The 12,406-nt window shown below is 66.6% G+C and carries 12 protein-coding genes; 3 read left to right on the forward strand and 9 right to left on the reverse strand.

What is annotated here, in order from left to right; all coding sequences use genetic code 11:
* Window positions 1-33 precede the first annotated feature (33 nt).
* The 4 genes from NG698_RS13050 to NG698_RS13065 form a co-directional block, all read right to left on the reverse strand.
* A complete protein-coding gene (locus NG698_RS13050; RefSeq protein ID WP_252599814.1) occupies window positions 34-759 on the reverse strand; it encodes an SRPBCC family protein in 726 nt (241 codons plus the stop codon).
* A 61-nt stretch (window positions 760-820) separates the two neighbouring features.
* Entirely contained in the window at window positions 821-1,873 is a 1,053-nt protein-coding gene (locus tag NG698_RS13055; protein WP_252599813.1) for a DUF6707 family protein, read from the reverse strand.
* 86 nt (window positions 1,874-1,959) lie between these two features.
* On the reverse strand, window positions 1,960-2,499 hold the full coding sequence (locus tag NG698_RS13060; RefSeq protein WP_056349560.1) for an NUDIX hydrolase family protein: 540 nt from the start codon (window positions 2,497-2,499) through the stop codon (window positions 1,960-1,962).
* 146 nt (window positions 2,500-2,645) lie between these two features.
* On the reverse strand, window positions 2,646-3,413 hold the full coding sequence (locus NG698_RS13065) for a VOC family protein (protein WP_252599812.1): 768 nt from the start codon (window positions 3,411-3,413) through the stop codon (window positions 2,646-2,648).
* Between the two features lie 77 nt (window positions 3,414-3,490).
* Between NG698_RS13065 and NG698_RS13070 the strand changes: the two genes are divergently transcribed.
* Entirely contained in the window at window positions 3,491-4,090 is a 600-nt protein-coding gene (locus NG698_RS13070) for a YdeI/OmpD-associated family protein (RefSeq protein ID WP_252610196.1), read from the forward strand.
* 44 nt (window positions 4,091-4,134) lie between these two features.
* Here the strand turns inward: NG698_RS13070 and NG698_RS13075 are convergent, their stop codons facing one another.
* The 4 genes from NG698_RS13075 to NG698_RS13090 form a co-directional block, all read right to left on the reverse strand.
* Complete coding sequence (locus tag NG698_RS13075; RefSeq protein WP_252610198.1) at window positions 4,135-5,301, reverse strand: ABC transporter ATP-binding protein; 1,167 nt, start codon at window positions 5,299-5,301, stop codon at window positions 4,135-4,137.
* A complete protein-coding gene (locus tag NG698_RS13080; RefSeq protein ID WP_252610255.1) occupies window positions 5,298-6,836 on the reverse strand; it encodes an ABC transporter permease in 1,539 nt (512 codons plus the stop codon). The genes NG698_RS13075 and NG698_RS13080 overlap by 4 nt, the downstream gene beginning before the upstream one ends.
* Before the next feature lie 39 nt (window positions 6,837-6,875).
* Window positions 6,876-7,928 carry an iron ABC transporter substrate-binding protein gene (locus NG698_RS13085; protein ID WP_252610200.1) on the reverse strand — a complete coding sequence of 351 codons (1,053 nt, stop codon included), beginning with the start codon at window positions 7,926-7,928 and terminating at the stop codon, window positions 6,876-6,878.
* A 169-nt stretch (window positions 7,929-8,097) separates the two neighbouring features.
* Window positions 8,098-9,261 carry a glycoside hydrolase family 76 protein gene (locus NG698_RS13090; RefSeq protein ID WP_252610203.1) on the reverse strand — a complete coding sequence of 388 codons (1,164 nt, stop codon included), beginning with the start codon at window positions 9,259-9,261 and terminating at the stop codon, window positions 8,098-8,100.
* Window positions 9,262-9,364: 103 nt separating this feature from the next.
* On the opposite strand from NG698_RS13090, the gene NG698_RS13095 reads away from it, so the two are divergent.
* Complete coding sequence (locus tag NG698_RS13095) at window positions 9,365-10,189, forward strand: SDR family NAD(P)-dependent oxidoreductase (RefSeq protein ID WP_252599807.1); 825 nt, start codon at window positions 9,365-9,367, stop codon at window positions 10,187-10,189.
* The gene (locus tag NG698_RS13100) at window positions 10,186-11,451 is read left to right on the forward strand and encodes an acyl-CoA dehydrogenase family protein (RefSeq protein WP_252599806.1); all 1,266 of its coding nucleotides are present in this window, start codon (window positions 10,186-10,188) and stop codon (window positions 11,449-11,451) included. Before NG698_RS13095 ends, NG698_RS13100 begins: the two co-directional genes overlap by 4 nt.
* Before the next feature lie 65 nt (window positions 11,452-11,516).
* On the opposite strand, the gene NG698_RS13105 is transcribed toward NG698_RS13100, so the two are convergent.
* Window positions 11,517-12,353, reverse strand: a complete 837-nt coding sequence (locus NG698_RS13105; protein ID WP_252599805.1) for a DUF1684 domain-containing protein — start codon at window positions 12,351-12,353, stop codon at window positions 11,517-11,519.
* Window positions 12,354-12,406: the final 53 nt, after the last annotated feature.

Consider the following 12,406-nt stretch of genomic DNA (forward strand, 5'->3'; position numbering starts at 1 on the left):
GGTTCCAGTGTGCCAGCAAGCGCCGCCGATCCCTCAGCCTGCCGCTTCCGATGTGGGGTAGTTCTCAGCCCGCCAACTGTCCCAGAGCGAATGGATGGACTCCATTTTGTGGGCACCCAGATCGAAGGTCGAGGCGATCACCATGGCGCCGCCGTGGGGCCTTACGCCTTCAATGACGGGCTGGTCCGCCACGATCAGCAAGCCGTCGCCGTGCTCCGCGTAGCTGTGGACGGTAAGCCCTACCTGATGGTTGCTGCGGAACCAGACCTTGCCGGTGATTTCCTCCCCTGTGGACAGCGTCAGCCCATACGTCTCACCCGGCGCAGGCACGTCCGACAAGCCCAGCTTCTCGATGGCGGAAGCCGGCTCGCCGGGAAATTCGAAGAACATCGTATGCCGCTTGCCGTGCGGGTGGTGTTCCAGCGCGAAGCGGAGTTGCTGCAGGAACGTCAGCCAGCCTTGCGTGATGTCCTCGTCCCAGGCCGCCCACTCAGAGTTGTGGTCCAGGGCTGCCCGCGTGACACTGACCAGCGTCCCGGCGGACACCGGTTTCAGGTCGAAGACGTCGCCGCCATTGGTGGTTAGGCTGGTGTGGTCCGGGGCTTCAACCACGTTGCTGCTGAAGTAGATCCCGTCAATCTCATCGGCCAGTTCGTCAGCCTCCCAGCCGTGCCACTGGGCAACTTTGGCCGGTTCACGCAGCATGGTCCAGACCTGCGGCGCATCAGCATTTATCACCACGCTCAGATTGTTCGTCATAGCCCGAATCTACAACGCGGGCGCAGCCCCGGGTAGGGGGCAATTCCCCCACCCCGACGGCTTAGGCCCGGACGGCCTCGAGTTCGTTGCTGATCCGGCGCTGGAGTTCGCCCACGCCGATCGTCTCAGACCCGCCGTGTGCGCGCAGGAACAGCAGGGATTCGAGGCGCAGCAGCCGCCACTCCCGCTCGGCCTCGTGGTTGGAGTTGTCGATCGAGCGGAAGATCTCTTTGTCGTACAGGTTGGGTTCGTTCAGCGAACGCTGGCGCACCTTGGCGTTCATCCGCGCCTTGAACGGGTCCGTTTCCTGGGTTTCCGGCAAACGCAGCAGCTTTTCATAGACTTCGGCGCGCTCCTCCTGCCGGTCCTGGCGGCAGATGAAGCTGGACAACGCCAGCGACGCCTCCACGGACGCCCACCGGCCCGGGTTGCCGTCGAACGGGAGGACGTTGAGCAGGTCCGCCACGGTGAGCGCCCCGTCCGGATCCTTGAGCGTGATGAACAGCTCGTGGGCCAGGTCGCTGAGGTCCTTGAGGCAGCTGCCGGACTTGAAGTTGATGCCCTTGGCCAGCTTGTCCGCCAGCAGCAGCACGCCAACGGCGTCCGGGTGGGCTTCCGCGGCAGCCTCCACCACCGCTTCGGGTGTGCCCTGCGGCGCCGGAATCCGCGCCAGTTCTTCCGCGGACGGGCCGCTCATCGCGGGCGGGATGGCCGGCGGGGGAGGTACGACGACGGCGGGAGCCGCCGGGGCTGCCCCCGCTTCGCCGGTGTGCTGGGGCTGTTCGGCAGGGTGTTGCGCCGCGACCGTAAGCTGCGTGACGGCGTCGGGCGTCGTGTCCTGAACGGGGGTGCCCCGAACGGTGGTGTCCGGAACCGTGATGACCCTGACTGTTGTGTCCAGGATCTTTACGGTGGAGCCGGCCGCGATGCGGAGGGTGCCGCCGCCGGTGAGGTTTGCCAGGACCACCGCAGGGGTCCCGAAATCGTCCGGTTCAAACTCCACGTGCTGGATTTCGGCGGTGCGTTCACCGTCGGGGAGGAGGAGCTGATCGCCGGTGGTCAGAGATCCAGCCTGCTGTTCGCTGTAGTGCCTGGCGGCTGGGTTTTCGGTCATGGGAGTCCTTAAGTTCTCTTGCGGTCCGCCCTACAGTCTACAAAGCGGGGCGCCGGAAGTCGGGGACGCCGGGGAACCCGCGGGCGTCAGTGACCCACGCCCGCAAAGGCCAGCGCCTGGCGGACCAGGGCGCCGCGGCCGCCGCTGAATTCGAGCTGGACGTCGGGGCTTAGCACTTCCGCCGGGGTCATCCAGGTCAGTTCCAGGGCATCCTGGCGGGGTTCGCATTCGCCGGTCACGGGGATGACATACGCCAACGATACGGCGTGTTGGCGGTCGTCGGTGAAGCCGGTCTGGGACGGGGCCGGGAAGTATTCGGCCACCGTGAAGGGGACCGGGCTGATGGGGAGCTGCGGAAACGCGAGCGGCCCCAGGTCCTTTTCCATATGGCGCAGGAGTGCGGCGCGGATTGTCTCGCGGTAGATCACGCGGCCCGAAACCAGCGACCGGATCATGTTCCCGTCCTCGTCGGCCTGGAGCAGCGTACCGACCTCGTTCACAAAACCCAGCGGATCCAGCCTCACCGGCACGGCCTCCACATAGATCATGGGGAGCCTCCCGCGGGCCTCAAAGAGGTCTTCTTCGGAGAGCCAGCCGGGATTGGGGTCAGGAGTGCGAACGTTCATGGTTAAGTTTTACCCCATTGGGCGGCCTCGGACCGCTGAGGGGTGAGCTATCAGCGTAAAGCGGCGCCCAAAGCGCCGGAATCTCACCCCTCGGCGGGCTTATCCGCAGAGACAGCCCCGGGCACCCCGGTCCGGATTGGAGCGGATCACGGCGCGGCGAGGCGCTGCGAGATCCAGAGCGTGGGCGGGACATGCGGGGCGGTTGTGGCTGCGGCTGTGTCGGCGGTACCTGCGCTGCCCGCGGCGTCGGGGTTGGCCACGTGCAGGGTCCGGCCGAAGGCTTCCTCGGTTTCGCTGACGTCCAGCCCGGCGGCGGTGAGCCGGTCCCGCAAGGCGCCCAGATCGCCGTCGTACTCAAATCCCAGGCCGGACCGCGGCGGCCCGGATGCCGGCCGCACCATCAGCACCCCGCCGTTCTTGGCGGTAAAGTCGGCGGTTTCGTCGGCGTCCGGGACGGGGCGGAACCTGGCGCCGATGTCCTGCAGCGTCACGGCGGCGGCGCCGGGATCCTCCGTAAACCAGACCCCGACGACGGTCAGCGCCGGATCAGCGTCAGCCGCGTTCGTCTCCCGGGCGCCTTTGTCCGCCAGGAAGCTGAAGCCGTCCCGGCCGGTGATGCGGCACGACTCGCCGTGATCGGCGGCGATGAGCTCGGCGACCGTGTTCCCGGATTCCTCCGCGGCCAGGGCGGTGCGCCGCCCGAATTCCGCCAGATCGCCCACCTCCACGCCCAAGGCAGTGGTGCCGTCGTCCGTGCCGCCGGCGTCGGCCACGTGCAGGGCCAGCCGGCCGGAACCGGCGTCGAACTCCCGCCATGGGCCGTCATCGACGGTCTTGGCCAGGCCCAGGGCAGCCAGGAGCTGTTCCCAACTGTCCGGCCGGGAGGTGAAATGGACGGGTCTGACACGCAGCATGGGTTCCTCCTCGAAACCAGGACAGGTCGGCTACCGCCATCATGCCACTTCCAGCAGAAGGCGGGCAGAATAGGGCCATGGCCATTGAACTCGAGGAACTGCTGGTAGCGGACGCGGCGGAGTGGCGGCTGTGGCTGGAACAGCACCACGCCACCAGCCCCGGCGTCTGGCTGGTGCTGCATAAGAAGGGCGGCAACGCCACTGAACTGGACTACGAAGCAGCGTTGCAGGAGGCACTGTGCTTTGGCTGGATCGACGGTCAGGGCAAAAGGCGCGACGACGACAGTTCCTTCCAGCGGATGACCCGCCGCGGCCCGAAGAGCGTCTGGTCGGCGCGGAATGTGGACCGCATCGGGAAGCTCGAGGCTGACGGCCGGATGACTGCGGCCGGCCGCGCCGCGGTCGACGCCGCCAAGGCGGACGGGCGCTGGGAAGCGGCCTATGTGGGGCAGGCGACGGCGGAAGTTCCGCCGGATCTGGCCGCCGCCATCGCTGCCGTCCCCGCTGCCCAGGCCATGTTCGACGTCCTTACCTCGGTGAACCGGTATGCCCTGATTTACCGGACGAATTCCGTGAAGCAGGCGTCCACGCGGGAACGGAAAATCGCCGGCTTTGTGGAGATGCTGGCCCGGGGCGAGGCGCCGTATCCGCAGAAGAAGAAGCCGGCCGGAGGTTAGTAGCGGCGGATTTCGACGGGCTCAATCACCGGTGCGCGACGGGCTCAATCACAAGCGGGGTCGAGCGGGAAGGCGACGGCTTCGCCCACCACGCGCAGGCAGAGTTCCATTCCCGGCCGGGCAATGGGGGCGTTCCAGTGCCGGATGGTGATGACTTCGCCGCCGCCGGGGTAGCGGTGGTCGGCGCGGTCGGCCAGTTCGGGTGGCACAGAGAGTTTGAGGCGCACGGTGGTTTCCGGGCCGAAGTAGTCGGTGTCCACCACCACGCCGCGGATGGGGCCATCCTCGGCAATGCGGATCTGCTCAGGACGCAGCATCAGCTGCACGCGGCCCTGGGCCGGCGGGCGGCGGACAGGGATTCCGCCCAGCGAGCAGGTGGCCAGCGAGCCTTCCATCCAGGCGTCCAGGATGACGGCGTCGCCCAGGAATTCCGCGGTGGCGCGGTCGGCGGGGCGGGTATAAACCACAAACGGGTTGCCGATCTGGGCCAGCTTGCCGCCGCGCATCACGGCCACCTGGTCCGCGAAGGACAGGGCCTCGGCCTGGTCGTGGGTGACCAGGACGGTGGTGACGCCGGCTTTGTTGAGGACCTTGGCCACGGCCCGCCGGGTTGCCACGCGCAGGCCGGCGTCCAGGGCTGAAAAGGGCTCGTCCAGCAGCATCAGTTCGGGTTCGCGGGCTAGTGCACGGGCCAGGGCCACACGCTGCTGTTGCCCGCCGGAGAGCTGGTGCGGCCGCCGCTTGGCCATGGAGGCGTCCAGGGAGACCATGTCCAGCAGCTCGCTGATGCGGCCCGCGGCCCCGCGGCGGCCACCCGCGAGCTTGGCCGTGTCCAGGCCGAACGCGATGTTCTGGCCCACCGTCAGGTGCGGGAAAAGCGCCCCGTCCTGAGCCACGTACCCCACCTGGCGCTTATGCGCAGGCAACCACACGCCGTCGCCCGCCACCTTGCTGCCGTTGAGCGAGATGCTGCCGGTGGCGGGGTGTTCAAAGCCGGCGATCAGCCGCAGGAGGGTGGTCTTTCCCGAGCCGGAGGGTCCCACGATGGCAGTGGTCCCGCCCTTGGCCACGGATAGGTTGACGCCTTTGAGGACGGCCTGGGAACCGAAGTTCTTGGTGACGTCGGTGATCTGCAGATGGCTGTTGGTGGTGGGTGCCACCGACGGCGCGATCCGCGGTTCCGGAAGCCTGGCGGGGGATTGTTCGGTCACTGTCCGGCCACTTTCTTGGACTGCTGGAAGAGAAGGTAGGTCATGGGTGCCGAGAGCAGGATCATCAGCAGGGCATACGGGGCTGCGCCGGCGTAGTCGATTTCGCTGCTCTTGCTCCAGAACGCGCTGGCCAGGGTTCTGGTCCCATTGGGGGAGAGCAGCAGCGTGGCGGTCAGTTCGGTCACGACGGCGAGGAACACCAGCGCTGCGCCGCCGGCGGCCGCGGGCGCCGTGAGGCGCAACGTGATCTTCAGGAAGGCATTGAACGGAGACCTGCCCAGGGCGCGGGCCGCTTCGTCCAGTTCCTTGGGGGCCTGTGCCAGCCCGGCGCGGATGTTCACCAACGCGCGCGGAATGAACAGCAGCACGTATGCGGCCACCAGCAGCCCGGTGGTCTGGTAGATGTCCGGGGCAACGTTGATGGCCACGGTGACGAAGGCCAGACCCACTACGATGCCGGGCATGGAACTGGTGACGTAGTTGGAGAGCTCCAGGGACTTGCTGAACCACCCTGGATGCCGGACGGCCAGGTACGCCATGGGGAAGGCGACAACAGTCGCGGCCACTGCGCCGGCAAGGCCCAGCCCCAGGGTCTGCAGCAGTGCGGGGACAAACTCGTCCACATCCCAGATCTCGGCGCCGCCGGCCACGATCCAGCGGATCACAAACCACAGCGGCAGGCCGAACGCCAGGCCAGTGAGCGCCATCAGTCCCAGCTGGGCGGGAACCTGGTAGCGGTGCAGGGGGAGCCGCAGGGGCTTGGACTGGGCGCCGGAGCCGATCCGCGCGTAGCGGGCCGTGCCGCGGCTGCGGACCTCCAGCACCAGGAGGATCAGGCAGAAGAACACCAGGACGCTGGCCAGCATATTTCCCGCCGTGCCGTTGAACGTGGAAGCGTACTGCTGCATGATCGCCGTCGTAAACGTCTCAAAGCGGATCATCGCGAAGGCGCCGTACTCGGCCAGCAGGTGCAGGCCCACCAGCAGGCCACCGCCGGTGACGGCGATGCGCAGCTGGGGCAGCACCACGCGGAAGAAGACCTGCCACGGGCCCAGGCCCAGGGACGCCGCGGACTGCTCGATGGCCGGATCCAGCCGGCTGAGCGTGGCCGCGGCCGGAATGTAGACCAGCGGGAAGTAGGACAGAGTGGCGATCAGCGCGCCTGACCAGACGCCTTCCAGGGAAGGGATGGCGGACACCCAGGCGTAGCTGTTCACAAACGCGGGAATGGCCAGCGGCGCCGCCAGGAGCACGGCCCACCACTTGTGGCCCTGCAGCTTGGTGCGTTCCACCAGCCACGCGCCGCCCACGCCCGCCACCAGAGTTGCGGGCACCACGATGAGCATCAGCAGGAGGGTGTTGACCAGCAGTTCGCCCACCCGGGGGCGGAAGATCAGCTCAATGCTGGCATCCCAGCCAGTGACCGCCGTCATGTAGATGACATAGCCCAGCGGGATGAGGGCGAACAGGGCCAGCAGTGTGGCCAGGAGCGCAACCGCCAATGGCGGGCGAGGGCTGTTGCCCTTGCCCGCCATCGCCGCTTTGGCGGTTAGTTCTGGGGTTGAAACCAAAAGCTAGAGCAGACCGGCCTTGGTCATCAGCTCCGTGACCTTCTTGGAGTTCAGCTTGGAGGAGTCAACCGTCGGTGCCTGCAGTTCGGCCAGCGGAACCAACTTGTCGTTGGATGCCACGCCGGCGCCCACGGTGTACTCGAAGTCCTTGCCCGTCTGCAGCTGCTCCTGGCCCTTCTTGCCCGTGATGAAGGCGAGGAACGCGTCGGCAGCAGCCTTGTTCTTGGAGGACTTCAGCACGCCACCGCCGGATACGGAGACAAATGCGCCCGGATCCTGGTTCTTGAAGTAGTGGCTGGCCACGTTCTTGGAGTTCTCGCCGGTCTTGGCCTGGTCACCGAAGTAGTAGTAGTGGTAAATAACGCCACCTTCGATTTCACCGGCGTTGACAGCCTTCATGACCGCACCGTTGCCCTGGTAGCCCTTGAAGTTTTCCTTCATGGCCGTGAGCCACTTCTCGGTTTCGGCCTCGCCCTTGAGTTCAAGGTAGGCGGATACGATCGCCTGGAAGTCGGCGCCGGACGGCGATGCGCCCCAGCGGCCCTTCCACTCCGGACCGGCCAGGTCAGAGAGGGACTTGGGCAGCTTATCTTCGGTGAGCTTTTCCTTGTTGTACACGAACACGGTGGAGCGGGCTGCGACGCCGGTCCACTTGTTGGTGGACGGGCGGTACTCGGCCGGAACCTGCTTCTTGACCTCGTCGGTGAGATCGGCGAACAGGCCTGCGTTTTCCACCTGGGTCATGGCGGGGGAGTTCTCGGTGATGAAGACGTCAGCCGGGGACTTGTCGCCCTCCTGGATGATCTGGTTGGACATCTCGGTGTCCTTGCCCTGGCGCAGGGTCACCTTGACGCCGGTCTCCTCGGTGAACTCTTCCACCCAGGCCTTGGTCATGGATTCGTGCTGTGCGTTGTAGACCGTGATCTCGCCGGACACCTTGGCGTCTGCAGAGGCGGAACCGGTGGCTGCCGGGGTGGTGCCGCCGCAGGCGGTCAGTCCCAAGGCTGCGGTGGCGGCGAGTGCGATGCCGGCCAGAGCGCTGTTGCGGATCTTCATTGAGTGCTACTTTCTGGGGAAAAGTGTGTGGACCGACGGTCCTGGTGAGCTGGGGATAAAGGGGTGGCTCACCCGAGAAACTGTAGGTTAGCCAAACCTAAGACACCAAGCGGCATAGCCCTTAAGTGATCAGGATCACATGCATTACGGAACTGTTGCGTGCCCTAATTCATTCACGGCTTTTGTGGATGGCCGCTGCGGCCTCCAGCGCCATCCAGGCCTGCAGCTGGGTGGAAAGTTCGACGGCGGCACCTGGCGGATAGGTTGTGTCCGCCGGTTGTGCCGCGTGGATGGAGAACAGGACGTTCCCAGCCGTGGCTGATGCCGCTCCGCGGCCGGCCGGCCGGCGGCCCGCCCAGAAGGCTTCGGCAGTAGCTGTCACGAGCTCCTGCGCGGTGTTCCGGGCGGACTCCGGGAGCCGGGCATCGACGGCCGCGAGTGCCAGGTATCGGCAGAGAATCCCGGTGAAGAGTCCGCCGTCGCCCGTTCCATCGCAGCGGAGGATGCGCTGCCCCGGTACGGTGAGCCGCTGTGCGACCGCGGCCACCAGTGCCGCGGCCCTGGCGAGGTTGGCGTCGCCGCCGAGCTCCAGCAAGGCTCCCAGTACGGGGCCTTGGTTGTAGGTGTAGAGGTTGTTCTCCACTAGCACTTCGCCAGCCGGGCTGAGCCGCGCCCCGTCAACATAGAGGCCCCGGGCCTGATCAAACAGCACGGCATTGAGCCAGTCCACCAACCGCTGCGCCTTGGCCTCCTGGCCTGTCCGGGCGTAGTAGAGCGCTACGGGGGCGGTGGCCGGAGTGTTCTTGAAGTCGCGCTTTTTGCTCCAGAAGGTCCCGCCGCCGAGGTCGTCGGTGGAGGCGGAATCGAACTGCAGGGTCAGCGTCTTGCGGACCCTGGCGTTCCGGCGGCGACCGGGCTGCCGCGTCTCCTCGGCCAGGCTTTGCAGACGGTGCGTCGCCAGCGCCAGCCAGGCCATGTCGTCGTAGTAGTTGTTGACGAAGGTGAAGGCGTTGCGCAGCCGGATGCCCGTGACCAGCCTGGACGCGAGCCTGCCGGCACTGGGGTGGTGCGCGCCGTTGAACCTTGCCGCGGGGGTGGCTCCGTTGCCCAGTTCGCGGCGCCCGGCATCCACCAGGCAGTCCACGTAGTGCGCCTGCCACCAGTAGTGCCAGGGGTGGAGGAGGTTCTTCAGGTGTTTTGACGGCCATTGCACGGCGGCCAGGTGGGTTCCCGGCAGGAACAGCAGCCGCCGGCCGAAGAGTCCGGTGACGGAGCGGGCCGCCACGTTGGCCCGGTCCTGCCAGTGGGCAGGTTCGGCATCCGGCATGGTCATCCGTTCAGCCTAGTGGGTGCGGCCCACAGGATTTTCAGTTAACATGCACTAACTAATGTTCCGCGCCGGTCTTATGGTGTTGGGGCCGCATCAAGGAGGATGTATGGACGTCTTGGGTACTGTCGCGCTGATTACGGGTGGGGCTTCCGGGCTGGGCGCTGCCACAGCGAAGCGCCTGTTCGACGCCGGCGCCTCGGTGGTGCTGATCGACCTGCCGTCCTCTGCCGGTGCAGCCTACGCCGCCGAGCTCAACGCCTCAGCGCTGAACGTGGCAGCGCTGAACGCCGCCGGCGGTTCGGGGGCACAAGCGGCCTTTGTCCCCGCGGACGTCACCAATGAGGCTGAGGTGCAGGCCGCCGTCGACACTGCCGTGGCGCTGGGACCCCTGCGCATTGTTGTCAACTGCGCCGGCGTCGCCACGCCGGGCAAGGTCCTGGGCCGGGACGGCGTCCTTCCGCTGGACACGTTCAACCGCGTCATCCAGGTCAACCTCATCGGGACGTTCAACGTGCTGCGCCTGGCCGCCGCGGCCATGGTATCCACCGAACCGATCAGTACTGAGCTCGGCGGCCCCGAGCGCGGCGTCATCATCAACACCGCCTCCGTGGCAGCTTTCGACGGGCAGATCGGCCAGCCCGCCTACGCCGCTTCCAAGGGCGCAGTCGCCGCCATGACGCTGCCGCTGGCCCGTGAGCTGGCCCGCTCCCTGTTGCGGGTGGTGACCATCGCCCCGGGCATCTTTGAAACACCCATGATGGCAACGCTCCCGCAGGACACGCAGGATTCGCTGGGCCGGCAGGTCCCGCATCCGTCGCGCCTTGGCCGGCCCGCCGAATACGCGAGTCTGGTGGCCCACATCGTGGAAAATGCGATGATCAACGGCGAAACCATCCGGCTCGACGGTGCCATCCGAATGGGGCCGAAATGAGCCTGCCGGGCACGTCCGAGCCCTCCACCACCGAGCCCTCCACCACTGAACGGGCGATCGACGAGCTGCCCACCGCCGATTTTTTCGCGTTCGAGTCACTCCTCAGCTCGAAGGAGCGGGCCAAGCTGGCCGAGCTGCGGGAGTTTCTGGCCACGGAGATCGCCCCCTACGCGTCGGACTGGTGGAACAAGGCGGAGTTCCCGGCGCACATCCTGCCCAAGCTCGCCGCGCTGGAGCTGAGCACACCGGCGCAGCGCGGCTACAGCAACCTGTTCGCCGGACTGGTCATCGCAGAGATGACGCGCGTCGATACCTCGATCGCAACATTTTTCCTGGTCCACCACGACCTTTTTGTGGAATCGCTCTACGGTTTCGGTTCGGCCGGCCAGAAAGAGCGGCTGCTTGCGGACGCCTCAAGCCTGCGTATCACGGGCGCCTTCGCGCTCACCGAACCCGACCACGGTTCGGACGTTGCCGGCGGGATGGAAACGAGTGCCCGGCGCATCTCCAGCGCAACGGGAGAGCCCGACGACGACGGCGACGCGTGGGTGCTCAACGGCGCCAAGCGCTGGATCGGGAACGGGACGTTCTGCGACTACATGCTCGTGTGGGCCAAGGACGAGGCCGTGGCTGCCAACGGGCAGGGCGCGGTCCGAGGGTTCATCGTTGATGCTTCCTTGCCGGGCGTGAGCCGGAGCCGGATCGAGAACAAGATTGCGCTCCGGACCGTGCAGAACGCGGACATTGTGCTTAAGGATGTCCAGGTCGCCGAGGCCGACCGATTCGCCGGCATCAGCAGTTTCGAGGACACCAACCAGCTCCTGCGTGGCTCGCGGATCATGGTGGGATGGCAGGGGGTGGGGCAGCAGCTGGCGGCGTTCGACGTCGCCCGGCAGTACGCCGTCGAACGCCACCAGTTCGGCCGGCCGCTGGCGAAATTCCAGCTCATCCAGCAGCAGCTGGTCACCATGCTGGGCAACGCCGTAGCCAGCATGGCCATGATGGCGCGTATTGCCCAGCTGCAGGACGACGGCGTGGCGGACATGCCGCAGGTGGCCCTCGCCAAGTCCTACACCAGCGCCCGGATGCGCGAGACAGTGGCGCTGGGCCGGTCCCTCCTGGGCGGCAACGGCATCGTGACCGACTACCGGATGGCCAAAATCTTCGCCGACGCCGAGGCTATCTACACCTACGAGGGCTCGTTCGAAATCAACACGCTCATTGTGGGCCGGGCGGTCACCGGCGTCTCAGCGATCGTCTGACCCACCATTTAGCGCGAAAGGACATTTGAGGCCCCGTTCCGCTGGGCTTAAGTGTCCTTTCGCGCTCAATCAGCGAGGAGAGGCTGCTTTTCGCCGGCTTCAATCTTCGCGTCGAGGCTGTTGTTCTTCACGGGCATGGGGCAGGTGCCAAACGGGGTGAAGGCGCTGGGGTAGTTGATGGCGCGGTTGAAGTCCAGGACCACCGTGGCCTTCCCGGCCGCGTCAATGCGTGGCCGGGGCGTGGAGACTTTCCGCCACTCATCCGTTGATTCACCGTTGGTCCCGTCATGGAACGTGATGGTCAGTGCGCCCAGTTTTTCCTCCTCGGCGTGCAGACGGTACTGGTGCTCGATGCCCGGCAGCCGGAAAACCACCTCGCCCACTGAATAATGGACGCCGTCCACCAGCGGATTGGCCGTTCCGATCGGGACCGCCACCGGTTCCGGATACGCCTCGTAGGCGGCCTCAATCACGAGGTCCGGGTTGTAGTCGAACGTGGGAACGCCGTCGAACTCCGTCAGCACCGGCGAGCCGGAATCGCGGGTCCGGATGGCGTACCGGTCTGCGCGCATGGCGAGTTCCACCACTACCTGCTGCCCGTCCGCGCCGCCGAACTGCACCCACATCAGGGATTCCTCGTTGGCGAGGGAGACGGTGATGGTCCCGTCAATGGGCTCGCCCGTTTCCACCAGCGTCAGGCCGTCGTGCGCCACAGCGGTGAGTGTCGCCGTCGTGCCGTCCGTTGACCAGAGGCCGGGGGCGACGTCGATGGCGGCGGGCCGGGATTCCAGCCACTGGAAGGAGGTGAGCGTCAGCCAGCCGTGGCGGGTGGCGAGGGCCTTGTTCCGGTTCGTGCGGAAACGCTGCCAGCGTTCCAGCTGCGCGGTTGCGGTGGTGTCCATGGTTCCTCCAAAAGGGGTTCTGATTCCCCGGCTACGACGTCAGGGTTTACAAC

The organism is Pseudarthrobacter raffinosi (assembly GCF_023913735.1).
Classification (GTDB): domain Bacteria; phylum Actinomycetota; class Actinomycetes; order Actinomycetales; family Micrococcaceae; genus Arthrobacter; species Arthrobacter raffinosi.

What these genes read in the sequence shown, in the direction of transcription:
- NG698_RS13105 (WP_252599805.1), bottom strand. Translation starts at nt 12,353, where the DNA reads ATGGACACCACCGCAACCGCGCAGCTGGAACGCTGGCAGCGTTTCCGC.
- NG698_RS13095 (WP_252599807.1), top strand. Translation starts at nt 9,365, where the DNA reads ATGGACGTCTTGGGTACTGTCGCGCTGATTACGGGTGGGGCTTCCGGG.
- NG698_RS13080 (WP_252610255.1), bottom strand. Translation starts at nt 6,836, where the DNA reads ATGGCGGGCAAGGGCAACAGCCCTCGCCCGCCATTGGCGGTTGCGCTC.
- NG698_RS13085 (WP_252610200.1), bottom strand. Translation starts at nt 7,928, where the DNA reads ATGAAGATCCGCAACAGCGCTCTGGCCGGCATCGCACTCGCCGCCACC.
- NG698_RS13060 (WP_056349560.1), bottom strand. Translation starts at nt 2,499, where the DNA reads ATGAACGTTCGCACTCCTGACCCCAATCCCGGCTGGCTCTCCGAAGAA.
- NG698_RS13070 (WP_252610196.1), top strand. Translation starts at nt 3,491, where the DNA reads ATGGCCATTGAACTCGAGGAACTGCTGGTAGCGGACGCGGCGGAGTGG.
- NG698_RS13090 (WP_252610203.1), bottom strand. Translation starts at nt 9,261, where the DNA reads ATGACCATGCCGGATGCCGAACCTGCCCACTGGCAGGACCGGGCCAAC.
- NG698_RS13050 (WP_252599814.1), bottom strand. Translation starts at nt 759, where the DNA reads ATGACGAACAATCTGAGCGTGGTGATAAATGCTGATGCGCCGCAGGTC.
- NG698_RS13100 (WP_252599806.1), top strand. Translation starts at nt 10,186, where the DNA reads ATGAGCCTGCCGGGCACGTCCGAGCCCTCCACCACCGAGCCCTCCACC.
- NG698_RS13055 (WP_252599813.1), bottom strand. Translation starts at nt 1,873, where the DNA reads ATGACCGAAAACCCAGCCGCCAGGCACTACAGCGAACAGCAGGCTGGA.
- NG698_RS13065 (WP_252599812.1), bottom strand. Translation starts at nt 3,413, where the DNA reads ATGCTGCGTGTCAGACCCGTCCATTTCACCTCCCGGCCGGACAGTTGG.